This is a genomic window from Streptomyces sennicomposti, from assembly GCF_019890635.1.
Classification (GTDB): domain Bacteria; phylum Actinomycetota; class Actinomycetes; order Streptomycetales; family Streptomycetaceae; genus Streptomyces; species Streptomyces sennicomposti.
In genome coordinates, this window is the sequence record NZ_JAIOAB010000004.1 from 18,649 (window position 1) to 41,084 (window position 22,436).

16 protein-coding genes are annotated in these 22,436 nt (G+C 76.2%); 8 read left to right on the forward strand and 8 right to left on the reverse strand.

The window, feature by feature from the left end; genetic code table 11:
- Window positions 1–66: 66 nt before the first annotated feature.
- Complete coding sequence (locus K7787_RS03355) at window positions 67–1,146, forward strand: NADH:flavin oxidoreductase/NADH oxidase (RefSeq protein WP_223000438.1); 1,080 nt, start codon at window positions 67–69, stop codon at window positions 1,144–1,146.
- 22 nt (window positions 1,147–1,168) lie between these two features.
- On the opposite strand, the gene K7787_RS03360 is transcribed toward K7787_RS03355, so the two are convergent.
- The 3 genes from K7787_RS03360 to K7787_RS03370 form a co-directional block, all read right to left on the reverse strand.
- The gene (locus K7787_RS03360; protein ID WP_223000439.1) at window positions 1,169–5,512 is read right to left on the reverse strand and encodes a cation-translocating P-type ATPase; all 4,344 of its coding nucleotides are present in this window, start codon (window positions 5,510–5,512) and stop codon (window positions 1,169–1,171) included.
- A gap of 9 nt (window positions 5,513–5,521) precedes the next feature.
- On the reverse strand, window positions 5,522–6,385 hold the full coding sequence (locus tag K7787_RS32375; protein WP_372456594.1) for a hypothetical protein: 864 nt from the start codon (window positions 6,383–6,385) through the stop codon (window positions 5,522–5,524).
- A 489-nt stretch (window positions 6,386–6,874) separates the two neighbouring features.
- A complete protein-coding gene (locus K7787_RS03370) occupies window positions 6,875–7,624 on the reverse strand; it encodes a PaaX family transcriptional regulator C-terminal domain-containing protein (protein WP_223000440.1) in 750 nt (249 codons plus the stop codon).
- A gap of 71 nt (window positions 7,625–7,695) precedes the next feature.
- Here K7787_RS03370 and K7787_RS03375 point away from each other — a divergent pair, with 71 nt between their 5' ends.
- Window positions 7,696–9,438 carry an acyl-CoA dehydrogenase family protein gene (locus K7787_RS03375; RefSeq protein WP_223000441.1) on the forward strand — a complete coding sequence of 581 codons (1,743 nt, stop codon included), beginning with the start codon at window positions 7,696–7,698 and terminating at the stop codon, window positions 9,436–9,438.
- 113 nt (window positions 9,439–9,551) lie between these two features.
- On the opposite strand, the gene K7787_RS03380 is transcribed toward K7787_RS03375, so the two are convergent.
- Window positions 9,552–10,211 carry an Rv1733c family protein gene (locus K7787_RS03380; protein WP_223000442.1) on the reverse strand — a complete coding sequence of 220 codons (660 nt, stop codon included), beginning with the start codon at window positions 10,209–10,211 and terminating at the stop codon, window positions 9,552–9,554.
- Window positions 10,212–10,492: 281 nt separating this feature from the next.
- On the opposite strand from K7787_RS03380, the gene K7787_RS03385 reads away from it, so the two are divergent.
- The 4 genes from K7787_RS03385 (at window position 10,493) to K7787_RS03400 (ending at window position 14,493) form a co-directional block, all read left to right on the forward strand.
- A complete protein-coding gene (locus K7787_RS03385) occupies window positions 10,493–11,578 on the forward strand; it encodes a WD40/YVTN/BNR-like repeat-containing protein (RefSeq protein WP_223000443.1) in 1,086 nt (361 codons plus the stop codon).
- A gap of 116 nt (window positions 11,579–11,694) precedes the next feature.
- Window positions 11,695–12,372 (forward strand): uracil-DNA glycosylase, encoded by a 678-nt coding sequence (locus tag K7787_RS03390; RefSeq protein WP_027758737.1) that lies wholly within the window; start codon window positions 11,695–11,697, stop codon window positions 12,370–12,372.
- Complete coding sequence (locus K7787_RS03395; RefSeq protein ID WP_223000444.1) at window positions 12,369–13,361, forward strand: N-acetylglucosamine kinase; 993 nt, start codon at window positions 12,369–12,371, stop codon at window positions 13,359–13,361. The genes K7787_RS03390 and K7787_RS03395 overlap by 4 nt, the downstream gene beginning before the upstream one ends.
- Before the next feature lie 208 nt (window positions 13,362–13,569).
- Entirely contained in the window at window positions 13,570–14,493 is a 924-nt protein-coding gene (locus K7787_RS03400) for a sirohydrochlorin chelatase (RefSeq protein WP_203621865.1), read from the forward strand.
- 182 nt (window positions 14,494–14,675) lie between these two features.
- Here K7787_RS03400 and K7787_RS03405 read toward each other — a convergent pair whose 3' ends face one another.
- Both K7787_RS03405 and K7787_RS03410 read right to left on the reverse strand, forming a co-directional pair.
- Window positions 14,676–15,716 (reverse strand): lactonase family protein, encoded by a 1,041-nt coding sequence (locus tag K7787_RS03405; protein WP_223000445.1) that lies wholly within the window; start codon window positions 15,714–15,716, stop codon window positions 14,676–14,678.
- Window positions 15,717–15,868: 152 nt separating this feature from the next.
- Window positions 15,869–17,362 carry an FUSC family protein gene (locus K7787_RS03410; RefSeq protein WP_223000446.1) on the reverse strand — a complete coding sequence of 498 codons (1,494 nt, stop codon included), beginning with the start codon at window positions 17,360–17,362 and terminating at the stop codon, window positions 15,869–15,871.
- Between the two features lie 307 nt (window positions 17,363–17,669).
- Here K7787_RS03410 and K7787_RS03415 point away from each other — a divergent pair, with 307 nt between their 5' ends.
- Complete coding sequence (locus K7787_RS03415) at window positions 17,670–18,146, forward strand: Lrp/AsnC family transcriptional regulator (protein WP_164389672.1); 477 nt, start codon at window positions 17,670–17,672, stop codon at window positions 18,144–18,146.
- 242 nt (window positions 18,147–18,388) lie between these two features.
- On the opposite strand, the gene K7787_RS03420 is transcribed toward K7787_RS03415, so the two are convergent.
- Complete coding sequence (locus K7787_RS03420; RefSeq protein ID WP_223000447.1) at window positions 18,389–20,392, reverse strand: AfsR/SARP family transcriptional regulator; 2,004 nt, start codon at window positions 20,390–20,392, stop codon at window positions 18,389–18,391.
- Window positions 20,393–20,588: 196 nt separating this feature from the next.
- On the opposite strand from K7787_RS03420, the gene K7787_RS03425 reads away from it, so the two are divergent.
- The gene (locus K7787_RS03425; protein WP_223000448.1) at window positions 20,589–21,467 is read left to right on the forward strand and encodes an alpha/beta fold hydrolase; all 879 of its coding nucleotides are present in this window, start codon (window positions 20,589–20,591) and stop codon (window positions 21,465–21,467) included.
- Between the two features lie 121 nt (window positions 21,468–21,588).
- Here K7787_RS03425 and K7787_RS03430 read toward each other — a convergent pair whose 3' ends face one another.
- The gene (locus tag K7787_RS03430; protein ID WP_223000449.1) at window positions 21,589–22,404 is read right to left on the reverse strand and encodes a LysR substrate-binding domain-containing protein; all 816 of its coding nucleotides are present in this window, start codon (window positions 22,402–22,404) and stop codon (window positions 21,589–21,591) included.
- Window positions 22,405–22,436: the final 32 nt, after the last annotated feature.

Sequence of the window (22,436 nt, forward strand, 5' to 3'; positions counted from 1 at the left end):
CAGCCGCCGTACTACGAGAGCTATCGTACAAGCCGACCACTGCTCCCGTGACGAATGGAGTCCGCCGTGAGTGCGCTCTTCGAGCCCTGGACACTGCGCGAAGTGACGATCCCCAACCGGGTCTGGATGCCCCCGATGTGCCAGTACTCGGCCGAGCCCGAGGGCCCGCTGACCGGCGTCCCGCACGACTGGCACTTCGCCCACTACGCGGCGCGGGCGACCGGCGGCACGGGGCTGATCATCCTGGAGGCGACCGCCGTGTCTCCGCAGGGCCGGATCTCCCCCTACGACCTCGGCATCTGGAACGACGCCCAGGTCGAGGCGTTCCGCCGGATCACCCGCTTCCTCAAGGGCCAGGGCACGGTGCCCGCGATCCAGCTGGGGCACGGCGGCCGCAAGGCGTCGACGGACCGGCCCTGGCGGGGCGGCGCGCCGGTCGGACCGGACGAGCACGGCTGGCAGGCGGTGGCCCCGAGCGCGGTGCCCTTCGACGAGCGGCACCCGGTCCCGGACGAGCTGACCGCCGACCAGATCCAGGAGATCGTGCGGCAGTTCGCGGACGCGGCGCGCCGCGCCCTGACCGCCGGCTTCGAGATCGTCGAGATACACGGCGCCCACGGCTACCTGATCAACGAGTTCCTCTCGCCGTACTCCAACCACCGCACGGACGCCTACGGCGGCTCGTACGAGAACCGGGTGCGGTTCGCGCTGGAGGTCGTCGACGCGGTGCGGGCGGTGTGGCCCGAGGACAAGCCGCTCTTCTTCCGGATCTCCGCCACCGACTGGCTGGACGAGGGCGGCTGGACGGCCGACGACACGGTGCGCTTGGCGGCCGAGCTGCACGCGCACGGCGTCGATCTGCTCGACGTCTCCACCGGCGGCAACGCGCCCGGCGCGAGCATCCCGACGGGCCCCGGCTACCAGGTGCCGTTCGCCGCGCGGGTGAAGGCCGAGACCCCGATGCCGGTGGCCGCCGTCGGCCTGATCACCGAGCCGGAGCAGGCCGAGAAGATCCTCGTCAACGGCGAGGCCGACGCCGTCCTGCTCGGCCGCGAGCTGCTGCGCGACCCGTCCTGGGCCCGGCACGCGGCCCGCGAGCTGGGCGGCTCGGTGCACGTGCCGGACCAGTACCACCGGTCCGTCTGACCGACGGGGCACGAGCCCCCGGTCAGGTCCCGGCGGGGACGGCGGCCTCCTCGTCCCGCCCCTTCGGCAGCAGCCGTACGACCGTCTCCTCCAGGCGGGGCAGCGCGCGCTGGCCCGCCAGGGCGAGGGCGATCGCCGCGACGACGCCGGCCCAGGCGACCGGCCCGAGCGGTGTGCAGCCGAAGACGCGGCTGACGCCCGGGGTCTGGACCATGGCGACCAGGGCGACGGCCGAGCCGAGGGAGGTCACCTGGACCAGCCTGCTGTCCCGGCGGTCGAGGAGGGTCTGCGCGAGCTGGGTGCCGACCACCCCGCACAGCGCCATGGTGCCCGAGCGGCGCGCGGTGCCCGGGGTGAAGCGGCCGATCAGCCAGGCGGTGACCGCGCCCAGACAGGTGGTCAGGGCCCGGTGGCGGATCTGCCGGATCAGCGGCTCTCCCAGCACTCCGCCGGCGGCGTCCTCGGGCGAGCCGGCGCGCGCTTGCTCGACGTCCTCCTTCGGCGTGACCGCCACCGCCATGGCCGGGAACAGGTCGGTGAAGAGGTTCACCATCAGCATCTGCCGGGTGGACAGCGGCGCCCGGCCCGCCAGCAGGGTGCCGAGGATGCCGAAGCCGACCTCGCCCGCGTTGCCGCCGATCAGGATGGCGATGGCGTCGGCGACGCTGTGCCACAGGGCGCGGCCCTCGCCGATCGCGTCGATCAGGACGGTGAGGTCGTCGTCGGTGAGGACGATGTCGGCGGCGTTGCGCGCGGCGGCCGAGCCGCGGGCGTTGATGCCGACGCCGATGTCGGCGGCCCGGATCGCGGCCGCGTCGTTGGCGCCGTCGCCGACCATGCCGACCACCCGGCCGGCGTCCCGCAGCGCCTCGACGACCTGGAGTTTCTGCTCGGGCGCCACCCGGGCCACCACGCCCGCGTCGCGCAGCATCCGGGCCCGGGCGGAGCGGTCGGCGGCGGCGAGCTCGTCGCCGGTGACCACGGTGGTGTCCTCGGGCCAGCCGAGTTCGGTGGCGATGGCGCGCGCGGTCTGCGGATGGTCGCCGGTGAGCATGACCGGCCGTACGCCCTCCTCGTACAGGCCGTGCACGAGGGTGGTGGAGGTCTCGCGGGGCACGTCCGACAGGGCGAGCAGGCCGGTGAACTCCAGGTTCCGCAGGGCCTGTTCGAGCGCGTCCGTCTCCTTCTCGTCCTCGGCGAGCCGCCGCTGCGCGACGGCCAGGACGCGCAGTCCGCTCCCGGCGAGGGAGTGCGAGGTGTCGGCGGCGTGCGAGGGGAGGGCGGGGCAGGCGGGCAGGACGGTCTCCGGGGCGCCCTTGACCACGAGCAGGCGCTGCCCGTCGGTGGTCCGGCCGACGGCCGCCGCGTAACCGCGGGCCGCCTCGAAGCCGAGCCCTTCGAGCTGCGTCCAGTCCGGGTCGGGCCGGGCCGCGTCGAGGACCGCCTCGTCGGTGGCGTGCACCGGCCGGTCGGAGCCGCCGTTCAGACGCGGGCAGGCCCGCGCCGCGGCGCGCAGGGTGTCCGCGGCCGCCTCGTCGCCCACCGCGTGGACGGTTCCGCCGCCGTCGGAGATCCGTACCAGGCGCAGCCGGTTCTCGGTGAGGGTGCCGGTCTTGTCGAAGCAGAGGGTGTCCATACGGCCCAGCGCCTCCAGGGTGCGCGGCGTGCGCACGAGGACGCCGCCCCGGCTGAGCCGGCGGGCCGCGGCCAACTGCGCCACGGTCGCCACCAGCGGCAGTCCCTCGGGCACGGCGGCCACCGCGACGGCCACGCCGCCGCTGACCGCCTCCCGGATGGGGGTGCCGCGCAGCAGGGCGAGACCGGTCACCGCCGCGCCGCCCGCGAGGGTCAACGGCAGTGCCTTGCGGGTGAGTTCCTGCAGCCGGGCCTGGACTCCGGCGGCCGGGGGCGTGCGGGCGGCCAGGTGCACGGCGCGGGCGGCCTCGGTCAGCTCGCCGGTCTCCACGACGACGGCCCTCGCCTGCCCGGCCACCACGGTGGTGCCCTCGAAGACCATGCAGAGCCGGTCGGCGACGGCGGCGTGCGGGGTCGGGTCGGTCTGCTTCTGCACCCGCAGGGACTCCCCGGTCAGCGCGGACTCGTCGACCTCCAGGCCCTCCTGCCACAGCAGCCGGGCGTCGGCGGGCACCACGTCGTCGCCCTTGAGCTCGATCACGTCGCCGGGGCTGAGCTTTCCCGCGTCGACGGTGCGGGTGCCCCCGGCGGGCGCCTGACCGGCCTCGGGCGCCAGACGTGCCTTCTGCTTCTGCTCGGCCAGCAGCCCGGACAGCGCCCGTTCGGCGCGCAGCCGCTGGACGCCGCCGACCAGGGCGTTCAGATCGAGCGCGCCGACGACGAGCAGGGCGTCCACGACGGAGCCGAGCAGCGCGGACGCCGCCGAGCCGACCGCCAGGACGGGGGTGAGGGGGTCCTGGAGTTCGCCGCGCACGGCCCGCCCGAGGTCGTACGTCCAGCGGGCCGGGGCGAGCACGGGGTGCCGAAAGGCGCTGCCGACGGTCCTGCGGGCGCGGGTGGTCGCCTGCTCCAGCGGTGTCGGTTCGTCGGCCGGCTCGTGCTCCAGCCGCTCCCGGGCCTCGTCCGACTCCAGCTCGTGCCACGGCACGCGCGGGTGCGGGCGGGGGGCGCGGGCGGCGGCCACGCCGAGGGCGGCGCGCGCCCCCGAGAGCAGGGCGGTGGCGGCCGCGGCGTCGACCGGCGCGTGCCGCAGGCCGGGCAGTACGGACCGGCGGCCGCGGCCGCCCTTGGACTCGCCGACGGCGACCATGAGCCCGGACAGCGCGGCGCCGGACCGGGCCAGGGTCTGCGAGCGGCGGCCCACCCTGCGGGCGGCGGGGACCGCGGTGAGCACCCGCCACACGTCGGGCAGGCCGTGCAGGGCCAGGATGTCGGCGCCCCACACGACGGCGCCGTCGCGGTCGGTGAGGGCCACGGCGATGTCGCTGCCGCGCAGCCCGGCCAGGACGTCGTGGTCGTCGGCCGACCGCGCCCGGGCGACGGTGACGACCACGCCCTCGTCCTCGTCGCGGCGCAGCCCGTACACCACGTCGTCGAGGGGCCGCCGGGCGTCCACCACCTCGTCGGCGAGGCCGGTGACGTCCTCCAGGGCCGGGTCGCCCACGACGACGACCCTGAGGCCGGCGCGGCGGGCGGCGTCCAGGACGGGTTCGGCCCAGGGGTCGGCCGTGCCGTCCTCGGCGCGCAGCGCGCTCGGGTGCAGGACGACGGTGCCGGCCATCTCCAGCTGGCGCAGCCGCTCCGGGTCGCGCACCAGCACGCCGGTGCGGGCCAGCGCGGCGCTGAGCACGGCGTGGAAGACGGCGGGACCGTAGCGGGCGGCCTTGGGCGAGCCGGCGAGCACCGCCTCGGCCGCCTCGGAGCCGTCGTGCTTGACCAGCAAGGTGGCCGCCGCGCCGATCAGACTGCCGGCGGAGGCGTGGTTGGCGTACTCCTGGGCGGGGGAGACGCGCAGCGGCGGGCGCGGGCAGTCGTCGGTGCCGACGCTGATCCGCCCGGGCGAGCACAGCTGGTCGTGCACCGAGTCGAAGGCGGCCGAGCGGGCCACGGTCTCGGCGAGCTGGCAGCCGCGCAGGGCGCCGTCGAGCACGAGCGAGGTGGGGGTCTGCCCGGCGCCGTGCACGGCCGCGTTGACGCACGCCAGCAGCAGGTCCATCCGGTCGGCGCCGAGCCGGGCGCGCAGCCGGGCGCGGAAGCGCGGGTTCTCCCTGAGCAGGGTCACCACCGCGGTCACCAGGCGCGGCGACGGCGGCAGCCGCAGCCAGTACGCGGTCAGGCCCACGGCGATCCCGAGAACGTCCGCGCCGAGCGTGGCCGCGGCGGCCCGCACCCCGGCGGGGTCGGCGGGATGCGTCATCTCCTCCGGGTCGCCGCCCGCCAGGGCCAGCCCGCTGCGGGCGGCGAGGTCGCAGGCGTGCTCCAGGACCCGGTCGGAGAACTCGTCCTCGGTGACGCTGACGACCAGACGGCCGAGCCCCTGGTCCCAGTAGGCGAAGAGGACGTCGGGTCGCTCGGCGAGCTTGGCGGCCACCCGGCGCGCCAGGTGCGCGGTGCCGCCGGCGCGCCGTACCGCGCCCGGCTCGGCGGCGCGCAGCGCGAGGTGGGCGCGCGTCCCGGAGCGCCAGTTGCCGCCGGCGCCGGGGAGCGCGTTGCGGGCGACCCGCGCGACGCGCACTGCGGCGTCAGCGCCGCGTACGCCGGCGCGCGCCGTTGTGGCCGCCGCCCCGGCGGCCACCCCGACCGCCGGGGCGGCGGCCCGGGCGAGCACCCGGGGCGCCGCGGGCAGCAGCCTGACGGCCGCCGAGGGCACGGTCAGCAGACCCAGTGCCATGGCGCGCCCTCAGAGGGTGGTGCGGCCGGGCCGCGCCGTCGGGCCGAGGGGGCCGGTGGCCGCGGGACCGGTGGCCGGCTTCTCCGCGGGCGCCTTACCGGTGGGTGCCTTGCCCGTCGGTGTCCGGCCCGGCGCCGTCGGCGTCCTGCTCGTCGCCGTCCGGCCGGACGCGGGCGCGCCCCGGTCGCGGTCGCCGGCCTTTGGCCCGGGGTCGTCGGCCGGCACCGGGCCGGGCGCCGGCGGCGGCGTTCCGGCGGGTCCGGTACGGCTTCCGCCGCGGCCCGCCGGTCGGGAGGTGAGCGCCGCGGTGGCGATGTCCTCCGCCGGTTCACCGCTCGCGGGGGCGCGCCTGGCCCGCCGGGGGGCGGCGCCCGGGCTCGCGGACGTGCGGGCAGTCCCGGCGGTGCCGGGAGTCTCGGCGGCCGGGGCCGCGGCTGCGGACGCGGGGTCCGTGGCGCCGGATGCGGTGTCCGTGGTGCCGGGTGCTGTGTCCGTGGTGCCGGATGCGGTGGCCGTGGTGCCGGGGCCCGTGTCTCCTGCCGCGCCGGTCTCCCCCGAGCCGTTCTCCGCTCCCCCGGCCGTCAGGCGTCCGGGCTCGCGGGGCTCCTCGGGGCGGTCCGGCCGGGGCTGGGTGAGCCAGGCGACGGCCGCTCCGGTGAGCGCGACGGGCCACTCCACGATCCCGGCGACGCCGAGGACCCCGGCGCCCGTGTAGACCGCGATCCGCCGCCCCCTCGGCGACACGGCCTCGACCTTGTTCAGCGTGCCCTGCGCGGCCCTGCCCACCGTCCCGGCGCCGGGTACCCTCCGCAGCACCGAGGCCGCGCCGTGCAGGGGCGCCGCAAGGACCGACGACGACTTCTGCTCAGCCATGACTCTCCTCGCCTGGGTGAGATCCCTTCCGTGCCCCCCGGGTGCCCGCGACCGCGCTGGTCATCCCGCCCATCCTCAGGGAACGCCAGGGTCCGCGCCCGCGCCACCGGCCGCACCGCCCGCTCGCCCGGACGGCTCTCGCCGCCCCGGTGCGGCACGGCTCTCCCGGCCGGCCGGGGCACGGCCCTCTCGCCCTGTCGCGGCACGGCTCTCCCGCCCTGTCGCGCGCGACTCCGGCCCCGTCGCGGCACGGCTCGCGCCGGGCCGGCGGCACTCGGCTTAAGGCCGTCCCTCGCCGCACCGGACGTTCCGCCCGGGGCGTTGCCCGGAAAGCGCTGCACGACCTCGGCCGCACGTCCGTATCACAGGCGGCGCGCACCGGCCGACGGCCTGCCTGCGCTCGGCCTTTCGGCAGGCATCACCTACACGTGGTCCCGCCCCGGTGCGGGCGGCCACCCGCCGCGACCGCCCTCACCGCGCCCTGTCCGCTCACCGCCCCGCGTGGCCGAGCATCTCCTCGGTCAGTTCGCGCTGGTAGTCGGTGTAGGCGGCGCGCAGTTCGGGGCCGGGCCAGTGGCCGGGCAGCAGCGGGGCGGGCAGGACGGGGTCGGCCAGCAGGTGCCGTACCACCGCGGCGAGGGCGGTGAAGCGGTCGGCGGGCCGGCCGGCGCGCGCCACATGGGCGAGCAGGGCCCGGGCCGTCGCCGCCCACGCCTCCAGCGGCCACAGGCGCGCGGCGAGGTCCTCGTCCGGCTCGTCGGGCCGGGCGGTGAAGCGTCGCACCACGTCGTCCAGGTCGCCGGGCCAGGGGCGGCGCAGGTTGGCGGGGCGCAGCCAGACGCCCTCGCGGAGTTCGGCCAGGCGCAGGGCGGTGAGCCGGGTGCGCAGGGCGGCGCGTTCGGCGGGCTCGCGGCCGGTCGCCGTGACCACCGCCATCTCCCACGCGCCGGTCCAGTCGCGGGTCTGCGGGTGCACGGCCGCGTCCTGGCGGCGCTGGCGCTCCAGCAGGCGGTCGCTGAGGCGGTAGACGCCGTCCGCGCGCCGCAGATCGCCGGCGGCCACCATGCGGCTGAGCGCCGCCCGCAGGGTGGAGCCGCCGATCCCGAGGGGCTCGACGGCCCGCAGCAGGCCCCGTACCGGCAGTTCGGGCGGGTGCGTGCCCAGCAGCAGGCTGAGGACGACGGACCGCGCGGACAGCGGACGCAGGTCCACCGCTGCGGGCTCCTCGGAGGCGTTCATGGTCACGTACTGTACGGACCCCCCTTGTTGCACTATTGCTACGGTCGCAGACGAAGTGCAACACTGCCCGTATGGCTTCGACACTCGCGCACGAGCAGCAGGACCGGCGGACCGAGCGGCCCGCGCCGACGGGGCAGGACCAGCGGCAGGCCTCGGAGCAGTGGCCGCAGCCGCCCGGGCCGTACGCCACGCACGACGTCACCAATCAGCCCCCGCCGCTGAGCCCCTACGACGCCTCCGAGGACGCCGCCCTGCTGGAGGGGCTGCGCCGGGAGGGCGCCGGATGGGCCGAGCGGGACGTACGGCGGCTCGGCGCGCTGGCCGGGAGCGCCGAGGCGCAGGAGTGGGCCGAGCAGGCCAACCGGCACGAGCCGGAGCTGCGCACCCACGACCGGTACGGCAACCGGATCGACGAGGTGGACTTCCACCCGAGCTGGCACCACCTGATGCGGACCGCGGTCGCCGAGGGCCTGGCCGGCGCGCCGTGGGCGGACGGCCGGCCCGGCGCGCACGTGGCCCGTACGGCGGGCGGGCTGGTGTGGGGGCACACGGACGCCGGGCACGGCTGCCCGACGTCGATGACGTACGCCGCCGTGCCCGCGCTGCGCGCCCAGCCGGACCTGGCCGCCGTCTACGAGCCGCTGCTGACCAGCAGGGTGTACGAGCCCGGGCTGCGGGCGCCGGCGGAGAAGCCGGGCCTGCTGGCGGGCATGGGCATGACCGAGAAGCAGGGCGGCTCGGACGTGCGGACCAACACGACGGCGGCCACGCCGACCGCCGAGCCCGGTGTGTACACGCTGCGCGGCCACAAGTGGTTCACCTCGGCGCCCATGTGCGACGTCTTCCTGGTGCTGGCGCAGGCGCCGGGCGGGCTGTCCTGCTTCCTGGTGCCGCGCGTCCTGCCCGACGGCAGCCGCAACGCCTTCCGCATCCAGCGGCTCAAGGACAAGCTGGGCAACCGGTCCAACGCCTCCTGCGAGCCGGAGTTCGACGGGACGGTCGCCTGGCTGGTCGGGCCGGAGGGGCGGGGCGTCAAGACGATCATCGAGATGGTCAACTGCACCCGGCTGGACTGCGTGATGATGTCGGCGGCGCTGATGCGCAAGACGCTCGTCGAGGCGGGCCACCACACGCTGCACCGCCGGGCCTTCGGCGCCCGCCTGGCCGACCAGCCGCTCATGCGCAACGTACTGGCCGATCTGGCGCTGGAGTCGGAGGCGGCCACGACGCTCACCCTGCGGCTGGCCGGCTCGGCGGACCGGGCGGTGCGCGGGGAGGACCCCGGCGAGGCGGCGTTCCGGCGGATCGCCACCGCCGTCGGCAAGTACTGGGTCACCAAGCGCGGGCCGGCCTTCACCGCGGAGGCCCTGGAGTGCCTCGGCGGCAACGGCTACGTCGAGGAGTCCGGCATGCCCCGCCACTACCGCGAGGCGCCCCTGCTGTCGATCTGGGAGGGATCGGGCAACGTCAACGCCCTGGACGTGCTGCGGGCGCTCGGCCGCGAACCCGGCGCCGCGGAGGCGCTGTTCGCCGAACTCTCCCTGGCGCGGGGCGCGAACGCCCGGCTGGACGCGGCCGTCACCGGCCTGAAGAACGGTCTCGGTGAGGCGTCCCCGTTCGGCGCGCGCCGGCTGGTGGAGCGGATGGCGCTGGCCCTCCAGGCGTCGCTGCTGGTCAGGCACGCCCCGGCCGCCGTCGCCGACGCCTTCTGCGCGACCCGGCTGGGCGGCGAGGGCGGCCACGCCTTCGGCACCCTGCCGGACTCGGCGGACGTGGACACGATCCTGGGGCGGGCGCTGCCCGGGACGGTGTGAGCCGTAGCCGAGGCGGGGGTGGCATGAGCGGTAGCCGAGGCAGGGGTGGCATGAGCGGTAGCCGAGGCGGGGGTGGCATGGCATGAGCGGCAGCTGAGGCGGGGGCGGCGCGCTCAGGGAGTCCTGCGGCCCCACAGCGGGTCGAAGCGCGCCCACTCCACGTCCCACTGCTTCAGCCGCCGGCGTTCCAGGCGGTCCCGCAGGAGGCGGCCGCAGGCGAAGGGCACGGCGGCGGCGCTCAGCCCGACCAGGCCGCCGATCGCCAGGGACCGGGTGCGGGCCTGGTTCACCGTGGGCGGCTGGGTCACCAGCCTGCCCGCGGGGTCGGTCCAGACGGTGACGGCCGCGCCGACGGCGCTGTCGGAGGCCACCCGGGTCCTGCCGGTGCGGGCCGTCCCGTCGGGCGCGCTCCAGCGCACCTCGCCCCACACCGAGGCGGGACCGCGGCCGCGCCCCTGTCCGGCGCCGGCGTCACCGCTGTCGTCGTCCCGGGCGCCGTCGCCGTCCCCGGTGGTGGCGTCGTCACCGGTGGTGGCGGAGGCCGGGCCGGGCGCCTTCTGCGTCACCAGGGCCACGGTGGGCCGCCACTCCTCACGCTCCCGGTCCAGCCCGTGCCGCACGCTCCGCACGCCGGACCAGCCGGCGAGGACGCCGACGGTGACGGTGAGGAGCCAGACGCCGAGCAGGACCCAGGCGTCCACGGCGTCGGCACGGCGCTTGAGCGGATTGCGGCGCCACCGCCACAGCCACCCCCCGGGACCACGGAAGCCCATCGAAGGCGTCCTCCTCACATGTGCGCGGACAGGCCGGACCGCCCTTTCATACGGAAGACGGCCCGCCGATGCTCACGCCGGGTTCCCCCGCCCGCCGGTCCCAAGGGGGCGAGACTCCCGTACGACCGGTCGAGCGGTCCCGCGCGCGACCGTCCGGCGTGCCGACCATGCCGTCCGACCTGCGACGACGCCGTCGCGCGGGGCACTGTCAGTGGTCGGGTGCAGACTGGCGGGTGTCCGGGACGAAGGCGTTCCGGACGAGCGTCGTGGAGGTGATCGGCATGACCGAGGTACTGCTCGCCGTGGGCACCCGCAAGGGATTGTTCCTCGCACGGCGGCGCGCCGGCGACTGGGAGTTCGACGACCGTCCCCACTTCAACGCCCAGGCCGTGTACTCGGTCGCGATCGACACCCGCGGCCCCGTCCCCCGGCTGCTGGCCGGCGGCGACAGCGCGCACTGGGGCCCGTCGGTGTTCCACTCCGACGACCTGGGGCGCACCTGGACCGAACCGGCCCGCCCGGCGGTGAAGTTCCCCAAGGACACCGGCGCCTCGCTGGAGCGGGTGTGGCAGCTGCATCCGGCGGCGGCGGAACCGGAGGTGGTGTACGCGGGCACGGAGCCGGCCGCGCTGTACCGCTCCGAGGACCGCGGCGAGAGCTTCAAGCTGGTGCGCCCGCTGTGGGAGCACCCCACGCGGTCGAGATGGGTGCCGGGCGGCGGCGGTGAGGGCCTGCACACCGTGGTGACGGACCGGCGCGATCCGAACGCCGTGACGGTCGCCGTGTCGACCGCCGGGGTGTTCCGCACCACGGACGGCGGGGCGAGCTGGTCCCCGGCGAACCATGGCGTCTCGGCCGTGTTCCTGCCCGACCCGAACCCGGAGTTCGGCCAGTGCGTCCACAAGGTCGCCCAGGACTCGGCCGACCTCGACCGGCTGTACCTGCAGAACCACTGGGGCGTGTACCGCAGCGACGACGGCGGCGCCCACTGGACGGACATCGGCGAGGGGCTGCCCTCGACGTTCGGTTTCGCCGCGGCCGCCCATCCGCACCGCGGCGAGACGGCGTACGTCTTCCCGATCAACGCCGACGCCGACCGGGTCCCGGCCGGTCACCGCTGCCGGGTGTTCCGCACCCAGGACGCGGGCCGCAGCTGGGAGCCGCTGTCGGCGGGCCTGCCGCAGGAGGACCACTACGGCACGGTGCTGCGCGACGCGCTGTGCACCGACGACGCCGACCCGGCGGGCGTCTACTTCGGCAACCGCAACGGCGAGGTGTACGCCTCGGCGGACGACGGCGACAGCTGGCGGCAGCTGGCCGCGCATCTGCCGGACGTGCTGTGCGTGCGCGCGGCGGTGATCGGATGACCGCCTCGGGCGTCCTCGGTCCGCATCCGGCGGCGGACGCACCGCTTCGGTCGTCTTCGGCCGGTGTCCGGCAACCGCTTGATCATCGCCCGGTGCCCGGCAGTAGGGTGACGCCCGTGGCACCACGACCCTTGCATGAAATCGTCGAAGCCGGCTGGGCCGAGGCCCTGGAACCCGTCGCCGGACGGATCGCCCAGATGGGCGACTTCCTGCGCGCGGAGATCGCCGCGGGACGCACCTACCTCCCGGCCGGGGCGAACGTCCTGCGCGCCTTCCAGCAGCCGTTCGACGACGTACGCGTCCTGATCGTCGGCCAGGACCCTTATCCCACGCCGGGCCATGCGGTGGGCCTGTCGTTCTCGGTGGCGCCCGAGGTGCGTCCGCTGCCCGGCAGTCTCATCAACATCTACCGCGAGCTGACCAGCGACCTGGGGCTGCCCCAGCCGTCCTCCGGCGACCTGACGCCGTGGACGCGGCAGGGCGTGCTGCTGCTCAACAGGGCGCTCACCACGGCCCCGCGCAAGCCGGGCGCCCATCGCGGCAAGGGCTGGGAAGAGGTCACCGAGCAGGCGATCCGGGCGCTGGCCGCGCGCGGCAAGCCCCTGGTGTCAATCCTGTGGGGCCGGGACGCCCGCAACCTCCGCCCGCTGCTGGGCGATCTGCCCTCGGTGGAGTCGGCCCATCCCTCCCCCATGTCCGCCGACCGCGGCTTCTTCGGCTCCCGTCCGTTCAGCCGCGCCAACGACCTGCTGATCGGGCAGGGCGGACAGCCCGTGGACTGGCGCCTGCCGTGACGGGCCGGGCGGCGGCCGGTGCGGCGGGGTTCCTCGCCGTCGACTCCGGCGGCTCCGGGATCCGGGCCGTCGTCGGGGTGCCCGGCCGAGGACCGCTCGCCGAGCGCCGGTCCGCCGAACCGGTGCGCACCGGGGACCGGGGCATCGACCCCGGGCACCTGATGGCGCAACTGGCGCCCATGGCCCGGGCGTTGACCGCCGAGGCCGGGGTGGGGCGGCTGACGACCGCAGTCGTGGGGGCCGCCGGATTCGCCACCCTGGGCGACGCCCTGCGCGCCGAGCTGCCCGGCGCGCTGGCGCGGGAACTGGGCGTGCGCCAGGTCGCGTTGGCCGCCGACGCGGTCACCGCCTATGCCGGTGCGCTCGGTTCGCGTCCCGGCGCCGTGATCGCCGCCGGGACGGGGCTGATCGCGCTCGGCACCGATCTGACCGGCTGGCGGCGCGCGGACGGCTGGGGGCATCTGCTGGGCGACTGCGGCGGCGGAGCGTGGATCGGCCGGGCCGGACTGGAGGCCGCGCTGCGCGCCCACGACGGACGCGACGGCGGTTCGACGGCGCTGCTGACCCGCGCCGAGGAGACGTTCGGACCGATGCCCGAACTGCCCGGCAGGCTCTACCCGCGCCCCGACCGCGCCGCCGCCCTCGCCTCCTTCGCCCCCCAGGTGGCCGCCTGTGCTGCCGGCGACCCGGTGGCGGCCGGTGTGCTGCGCGCCGCCGCCCGGCACATGGCCGAGTCGGCCGCCGCCGTGTGCCCGCCGGGAGGCGAGCCGCTCGTCGCCCTCACCGGGGGCCTGTTCCACATGGGCGACCCGCTGCTCGTACCGCTGGAGCGGGAGCTGGCCCTGCGGCTGCCGCACGCCCGGCGCGTCGCCGCCGAGGGCGATCCGCTGCACGGCTCCGCGCGCATCGCGACCGAACTGGCCGAGGGCCGGCTCGCCCTGCCGGGTGACGAGAAGATGCTGTACGTCCCACCGGCACAAAGGGACTGATCCCCCGACCGATCGCCCACATCCCGACGTGTCGAGCACGCGTCGGACAAGTACGCCGATGTCCTGGACGAGTTGTCGGTTCCGAGTCTTTTGCGCACATCGCACAGGCTTGATCAGTACGTAACTCATCAGACAAAACCGGACGGAAACCGCTCACCTGCACCCTCCCCGAACAGGGGCACCGCGAAAGCCAGTAACATGCGGCGCCATGAGCTCCCCCACTGGGCCCGCGTCCGGCCTGCCAGTACGAATGCCGCGCCCCCGCCAGCCCGGACGGCACCGCCGACCCGAACCGCTGGCGGCTCCCGAGGGCGCGCCCGCGCTCGTCCTCGCGGTGCCGGGCACGCCCGGCGCCGCCACGCGCGGCCTCGCCGAGGAGGTCGTGAGCATCGCCCGTTCCGAGCTGCCCGGCCTCGACGCCCTGATCGGGTACGTGGACGGCGACGACTCGGAGTTCCCGACCCTGCAGTCCGTGCTCTCGCGCGCGGCCGACGAGCGCACCGCCCGCTACGAGCAGGCCCTCGCGGCCGGCGTCGAGGCCAAGGAGCCCGACGGCCCGGTGGCGGTCGTCGTGCCGCTGCTCGCCGGCCCGGACAGCGCGCTGCTGCGCCAGGTCCGCCAGGCCGTCATGGACAGCCGGGTCGCGGCCGAGCTGACCGACGTCCTCGGCCCGCACCCGCTGCTCGCCGAGGCGCTGCACGTCAGGCTGTCGGAGGCGGGTCTGGCCCGCGCCGACCGCGCCCGGCTGTTCACCGTGGCGACCGCGGCGGACGGCATCATCCTCGCCTCGGTCGGCGGCGACGAGGCCGTGCAGGCCGCCGGGATCACCGGCATGCTGCTGGCCGCGCGCCTCGCCGTCCCGGTGATGGCCGCCGCCCTGGACCAGGAGGGCTCGATCTCGGCCGTCGCCGAGCAGCTGCGCTCCTCCGGCTCCCAGCAGCTGGCCCTGGCGCCGTACCTGATCGGCCCGGAGATCGACGCCGAGCTGGTCCAGGCCGCCGCGAAGGAGGCGGACTGCTCCGCCGCCGAGGCGCTCGGCGCCTACCCGGCGATCGGCAAGCTCGCCCTGGCCAAGTACACGACGGCCCTGGGCATCGCGCCGCAGCCGTCGCAGGGCACGCCGGTCCACTGACCTCGGCGCAGCCGCGCACCCCGCACGAACGTACGACCGCACGCACGCGGTGAAGGGCCCGCTCCGCACAGCCGGGGCGGGCCCTTCGCCGTGCCACGGGCCGTGCCCCGCTGTGGGCCGGGGCCGCTGTGGGGGGCGCTGTGGGCCGGGGCGCTGTGGGCCGGGGACCGTCCGAGCGTGGTTCAGCCGAAGACCACGCAGGAGGCCGCCGGCACCCGCACCGCGCCGGCCCGCTCCGGCGCTCCCGTAGCCGGGTCCACGGCGAACCAGGTCACGTCCCCGGAGCGCTCGTTGGCGACGTACAGGAAGCCGTCGTGCCAGGTGAGCGCCCGGGGCCAGTGGCCGCCGCACGGCACCGTCCCGGCCCGCACCAGCCGTTCGCCGTCCGCCTCGACGGCGAAGACGGACAGCACGTCCTCGCCGCGCGTGGCGGTCCACAGGAAGCGGCCGTCCGGCGCGACCGCGATGCCCGAGGGGTAGGCGTCGCCGGCCGGGGTGTCCGGCAGGACCGGCGTCTCGGCCAGCGGCTTGAGCGCGCCGGCGGCGGCGTCCCAGCGGCAGACCGTGACGGTGGGCGTGAGTTCGTTGACGACGTAGGCGTGCCGGCCGTGCGGGTGAAAAGCCAGGTGGCGGGGGCCGGAGCCGGGGCGCAGCGCGATCTCCCGGCGCAGCTCGGGCCTGCCGTCCGTCAGCATGCACACCCGGACCGAGTCCGTGCCGAGGTCGACGCTGACGGCCCAGCGGCCGCTGGGGTCGGGCTGCACCTGGTGGGCGTGCGGGCCGCGCTGGCGGCGCTCGTTCGGGCCGGAGCCGCTGTGCCGGAGCTGTCCCGAGGGCGCGTTGCCGAGGCGTCCGTCGGCGCGGACGGGGACGGCGGTGACGCTGCCGGAGCCGTAGTCGGCGGTGAGGACGTGGCCGTCGAACAGGCTCAGGTAGGTGGGTCCGCTGCCGTCGAGCCGCACGGGCGGGCCGGCGAGTTCGAGCGCCTCGCCCTTCACCCGGTAGGCGGCCACCGCGCCCTCGGCGGTCTCGCTGACCGTGTAGAGCGTGTTCCCGTCGGGCGACAGGGCCAGGTAGGAGGGGTCGGCGACGCTGTCCGCGCTGGTCAGCGGGGTCAGTGCCCCGCCGTGCTCGGCCACGGCCGCGGTGACGACGCCGGGGCCGCCCGCCGCCGTGAACGATCCGATGAACGCCCGCCGTGCCCGCCTGCCGCCGTCTGACACCGCTGTCCCCTCTCGGTCGACCCGTTGCGGTGACCGTAGCAGTCGATCATGCGCGGTCTAGACCAAGGCGCGGACGTGTTCCGGTCCTCCGTGCGGGACTCCGGCCGGTACGGGAGCGTCCGGGCTCGGTCGCCCGGGCGCCCCCGCGCGGCTCAGGCGCCGACCAGAGGGGAGCCCGAGGACGCGCGCAGGGGCGCGGACAGCTCGGTGAGGGCGCGTTCCAGGCCGTGCAGATGGGCGAGCGCGCCGGCGTCCGCGGCCGGGCGTGCGGTGCCGTCGGCGACGGGTTCGACGCCGCCGGTGAGCGCTTCGATCGCCGCCTCCACGCGCCAGCAGGCGGCGGCGAGCCGGGCGTCGTGGGAGGCCTCCGGGTCTGCGGCCACGGCGACCAGGCCGCGGATCTCGCGGGCGCAGTCGTCGAGCAGCCGCAGCACCTGCCGGGCGCGCTGCTTGCGGCCGAGCATCGGGTTCAGCGGGTGGACGAGCGGCGCGACGGAGAGCCGTACCCGGCCGAGCAGTTGTTCCAGCTCGGCCACCCGGGGCGCGGGGTCGGCGTCCGCCGTGCCCGCGAGCCGGGCGGCGGCCTCTGCGGTGCAGGCGTGGACGCAGCGCAGGGCGCGCTGGATCCAGGCGTCGGTGACGGCGTGGGTGCTGACCGGCAGCACGAACAGCACGGCCAGCCAGGCGCCGAGCGCGCCGACGGCGGTCTCGCCCAGACGCAGGGCGAGCAGCCCCGGGGTCAGCACGCCGAGCAGGCCGTAGAGCGAGGTGGCGAGCACCGTCACCCAGAGCATCATCCAGGTGTACGACACGGCGGCCGTGTAGAAGATGCCGAAGACGCTCACGGCGACGAGCAGTGCGGTGGGCAGCCCGGCCCCGTGCAGCGGGGCGACGACGAGGACGCCGAGGCCGAGGCCGAGCACCGTGCCGAGGACCCGGCGGAAGCCGCGGACCAGGGTCTCGCCGCGCGAGGCGGTGTTCACGAAGACCCACCAGGTGGCGCCGACGGCCCAGTACCAGCGCTGTCCGGACATCAGTTCGCCCACGACGAGCGCGAAGCCGGCGCCGGCGACCGCCTGCACCGCCTGCCGGGTGGTCACCCGGGCCAGCCCGGTGCCGCCCGGCGGCGCGGGCGCCGTGGCCGGGGGCAGCCGGCGTTCGTAGCACCACAGCCCGAAGCGGACCGCCGCCGCGCTGAGCACCGACAGGACGACGGCGACCGACAGCTCGGGCAACTGGCCCGGCGTGGCGTGCAGGAACTGGGCCACGAAGAAGGTCATGAACGCGAACACGCCGAGGCTGTGGCCGCGCGGCCCCCAGCGGCGCGCGTACACGCCGGCCCCGACCACGGCGAGGAAGGCCAGGTCGCGGACGAGGGGCTGGGCGTGCAGCGCGGACGCGGCGGCGAGGACCGGGATGCCGACGACCGGCAGCAGCGCGGTGGTGACGGCCTGGCCGCGGACCGTGGGGTCGGCGACGGTGAACAGGGCCAGCAGCGCGGCGAGCCCGCCGGTGACGGCGCCGGTGAGCGAGTGTCCGGCCGCGGCGCAGACGAGGACCGCCAGGCCGATGCCGAGGACGGCCCGGGCGGCGAAGCGCAGCCGCGCCCGCCCCGGGTCCGGAGCCGCGAACACCCTCTTCAGCACTGCTGACCGCCCCCTTGGAGTACGTGGGGTGCCGCGGGACGCATCGCGTGCGCGGCACCCGGGCACCGACATGAAAAAGGCGCCGCGGGGATCCGCAGCGCCATCGACGTGTCCATCACAGCATCACGACGGCCTCTGGCTCAAGTGACCCGCCCTCCACTGGGCCATTGGCTCAGCAGCGCGGGCCGAGTCCGCGCTGATCACGGGCCAATGGACGACACCTCACTGGTCCAGGCTGTCCGCCCGACGCTGAGCCATTGGTACAGTCGACGTCGATCAACGCACGTATCTGGAGGCCGGCGCCGTCATGGCCGTGGACGAACTCGACACCCGCATCCTGCGGCTGCTCCTGGAACAGCCCCGCACCAGCGTGCGCGAGTACGCCCGCATCCTCGGCGTCGCGCGCGGCACCCTCCAGGCCCGGCTGGACCGGCTCGAACGGGACGGTGTGATCACCGGCACCGCGCCCGCCCTCTCCCCCGCCGCGCTCGGGCATCCGGTGCTCGCGTTCGTGCACATCGAGGTGACCCAGGGCCATCTGGACGATGTCGGGGACGCGCTGGCCGGGGTGCCGGAGATCGTCGAGGCGTTCTCCATCACCGGCGGCGGCGATCTGCTGACCCGGGTGGTGGCGCGGGACAACGCCCATCTGGAGGACGTGATCCAGAAGCTGATCAGTCTGCCGGGCGTGGTCCGCACCCGCACCGAGGTGGCCCTGCGCGAACGCGTCCCGCACCGGATGCTGCCGCTGGTGGAGTCGATCGGGCGTACGGCGCGCAGGTGAGGCGCGGGGGGAGGGCCCGCGCGTGAGCCGGCCGGACGGTCCGTGAGTGGGCTCGACCGTGCACGGTCCGCTCGACCGTGCACGGTCCGGGAGTGAGCTGGGGCGTACGACCCGTGAGTGAGCCGGTGCGTACGACCCGTGAGTGGGCTGGGGCGCGCGACCGACCCGTAAGGGGCTCGTGAGCGTGGTCCGAGGGCGGGGTGCCGGTTTCGCGGAGGTGGGCCGCGAGGGCGGCCCGGCGGTCAGGGGGCCGGTTCGCCGAGTGCGGCGGTGATCTCCGCGAGCCAGCGGTCGACCGGTCCGAGGGCGACCAGGCCGCTGCCCGCGCCCGCCAGTTCCCCGGCGGCGGGCCGCAGCCGGGCACGGGTCCGTTCCAGCGCGGCCCGGTCGCCGAGTTCCAGGGCGACGGCCGCCTCCAGGCAGCACAGGGCCTCGTAGAGCAGGTCGGGGGGCGGTTCGGGCAGGGCCTCCAGCGCGGCCCGGGCCTCGGCGCGGCGCCCCTCGTCGAGCAGGGCGAAGGGCCGGGCCCAGGGCCGGTACGGTCCCCAGTCCGCGTCGAGGTCCACGGCAGCAGCCGCCTCCAGAGCCGCTCCGGGCCGGTCCGCCAGGCGCAGGCAGAGCAGGGCCAGCGGGAGCAGTCCGGCCGCCAGGCCCGGCATCCCCGCGCCGTCCAGGAGCCCGGCGGCCGACCGTACGGCCCGCTCGTCACCGGCCTCCATGGCGCGGTACCAGCCGGTGAACACCGCCACCAGCGGACGTTCGTGCCGCTCGCCGAGGCGGTCGGCGGCGGTCGCGTGCGCCCGGGCGCCGGCACGGTCGCCGAGCGCGGCGCGGGCCTGCATCCGCACGAGATGCCCCAGCACTTCGTAGTTCGTCAGCCCGTGCCGCGCCGACAGGGCCACCAGTTCCCCGCCGATCGCGTCCCGCCGGGCGGCCAGGCCGGCCCGCGCGCAGGACTGCATGAAACGGCCGTTGAGGGCGAAGGCGAGCAGCGCGGGATCGTCCAGCCGCCGGGCGAGCGCCTCCGCCTCGGCCGCGGCCCGCGGTCCACGGGCCGACCGGGTGCCGCGCGACTCCAGGGCGACGGTGGCGAGCAGCCGGCACCGGTCGGCGTCGTGGGCGGGGCCGGGCGGCAGGGCGGCGAGGGTGCGTTCGGCGGCGGCGACGATCCGCCGGGCGGCCGGCGGGTCGTCGCTGCGGGTCCAGATCGCGGGGATGTCGTAGGCGCCGATGATCCGGGCGGTCAGAACGGCGTCGCCCTGCTCCTCGGCGGCGGCGACCACCGCCGTCCGCTGCTCGCGCGCCGCCGCCAGACCGCCGCCGCCGGCGAGGGCGAGGCCGCGCAGCAGTCCGACCGTCGACTCCAGCCGTGCCCGGGACCCGGCGGCGACGGTGCGGTCGTACGCCTGAGCGGCGCGGTTCCACAGGTTCTCGGCGGCGGCCGTCTCCCCGGGCGCCTCCCCGGGCGTGTCGAGGTCGGGGCTCTGGGCGAGCACGTCCGCCTCCAGGCGGCGCAGCGCGGGACCCGGATCGACGCCGAGCTGTTCGGCGAGGGTGGTGCGGGCGCGGCGCAGGACGGCGAGGGCGTCGCCCTGACGGCCCGTGCGGTACAGCGCGAGCGCCAGCAGCCGCCAGGCCTCCTCACGCCACGGATGGCCGGTGACATGGGCCTCCAGATCGGGCACGGCCTCCGCCGCCCGGCCGAGCGCCAGCCGGGCGCCGGCCCGCCGCTCCTCGGCGCTCAGGCGCAGCTCGGCGAGGCGGGCGCGCTCGGAACGGGACCAGTCCTCGTCGGCGAACTCGGCGTAGGCGGGGCCCCGCCACCAGGTCAGGGCCTGTTCGAGCCGGTGGAGGGCCTGCTCGGGCGGCAGTTGGGCGGTGTCGGCCACGGCCGTCTCGAACCGCCAGGCGTCGACCGTGTCCGGCGCGGTCCGCAGCGCGTATCCGGGGCCGTCGGTGACCAGCAGGCGGGCGGGGGCGCGGGGCGGGCGGGCGGGTTCGAGGGCGCGGCGCAGGGCGGCGACGAAGGTCTGCAGGGCGCCGACGGCACCGGCCGGAGGCTCCACCCACAGGTCCGCGACCAAGCGGGCGACGGGGACCACGCGACGGCGGGCGACGATCAGCCGCGCCAGCACGGCGCGGTGACGCGGCCCCTTCAGGTCCAGCGGACCGCTCAGTTCCGGTGGGCCGCCGTCGCGCTCGGCCACCACCGGCCCGAGCACACCGAACCGGACCTGGTCCGCCATCGTCCGCTTTTCCTCTCGTGTGCCGGGCCGCCACCCCACACCGATCATCCGTTGGCCCTCTGTACCGATGTTCCCCCGTGACCGATGTCCCCCGTGCTGATTGTCCGCTGATCGGGAGGCGGCAGGCTCGGTGGGGCCGGTCGATCCGACCGGCGCTCCCTTACCACCAGCCCCTTCCTGAGGAGAGGCATCGCCGATGACACCCGCCATCCCCGGTTTCGGCCTGCGCCGCGTACCCGTCGCCGACGGAGTCGAGCTGACCACGGCCGTAGGCGGCTCGGGCACTCCCGTCGTCCTGCTGCACGGCTTCCCGCAGACCCATCTGATGTGGCGGCACGTGGCCGCCGACCTCGCCGCCGACCACACCGTGATCTGCCCCGACCTGCGCGGATACGGCGCCAGCGACAAACCCGCCGACACCGACGGGACGCTGTACGCCAAGCGCACCATGGCCGCGGACGTGGTGGCGCTGGCCAGCGCTCTCGGCCACGAGCGTTTCGCCCTCGCCGGGCACGACCGCGGCGCCCTGGTGGCCTTCCGCGCGGGTCTCGACCATCCGGACCGCGTCACGCACCTGGCCCTGCTGGACATCCTGCCCACCCTCGACATGTGGGACGTGCTGCACGGGACGTCGGCCGCCGTTGCGTTCCATCTGTACCTGATGGCCCAGCCGCCGGGCCTGCCCGAGCGGATGATCGCGGCCGCGGCGGACGACTTCTTCGGATACTTCCTGGACGCCTGGACCCGGTCCCCCGAAGCGCTGCCCGCCGACGTACGGGCCGCCTACCTCGCGGCCTGCCGCGCCGCCGTGCCCTCGATCGTGGCGGACTACCGGGCCTCGGCCGGCATCGACACGGCCCACGACCGCGCCGACCGGGACGCCGGGAACCGGCTGACCATGCCCGTCGCCGTGCTCCAGCAGGACTGGGGCGCCGCTCTCGGCTACGACGCCGCCGCGCTGTGGCGGGCATGGGCGCCGGACCTGCGGCACACCACGGTCACCTGCGGACACTTCATGGCCGAGGAGGCTCCGGGAGAGGTGGTGAAGGCGCTGCGGGACCTGCTGGCCCGATGACCCGCCGGGGCGCGGTGCGGCCCGGGCCCGTGTCCCTCGGAGACCCCTCGGGGGCCCTCGGCCTCCCCGCGCGCACGCCTCAGCGGGCACGCCTCAGCGGGCACGCCTCAGCGGGCACGCCTCAGGACCGACGGCGTGAGCCTCCTTGGCGGCCGCCACCCTTGGCTCCCTTCGCGCCCCCCTTGGCGCTCTTGGTTCCCTTCGGGTTCCTGGCGCCGCTCTTCTGGCCGGTCGCCGTCCTGCCGCCGCGGGTGGTCGCGGGTTTGCGGCGGGCGTTCTTCTCCTGACCCTGGCCGTCCTTGGAACGTTCCCCGTCCTGGGGACGGGTGCGTCCCCGTGTGCTGTTGACGGTGCGGCCGCGGACGATGCCGATGAGGTCCTCGACCAGGTCCGTCGTCGCCTCCTCCGGCCACGTCAGCGCGACGCCCGACTGGGGGGCGTCGGCGACCGGCCGGTAGGTGAGGTCTCGGCGGTGGTAGAGGCGGGCCAGGGACTGCGGCACGACGAGCACGCCCACTCCGGCCGCCACCAGTTCCACGGCGTCCTCGGTGGTGGCCGGGCGCTCGAAGGCGGGCTCCCCGGGCGGCTGCTCCCAGCCGAGCACGTCGTCCAGGGGGTGGAAGACGACCTCCTCGGCGAGATCGGCGACCGTCACCTCCTCCGCGGCCGTCAGCAGATGGTCCTTGGGGACCACGACGACCGTCGTCTCGGTGTAGAGCGGGATCGCGCTGAAGAACGCGCGGTCCACCGGCAGCCGCAGGATGCCCGCGTCCGCCGCGCCGTCGCGCAGGGTCGCGGGCGCGTCGGCGGCCGGTACCTGCACGAGGGTGAGGGGGACGTCGGGCAGGCGCTCGTTCCAGATCCGCACCCACTTGGCGGGCGTCACCCCGGGGACGTACGCGAGCCGGAACGTGGGGGATGTCTCCGAGCCTGTCACCCCGCCAGGTTACCCGCCGTGGTCAAAGCTCT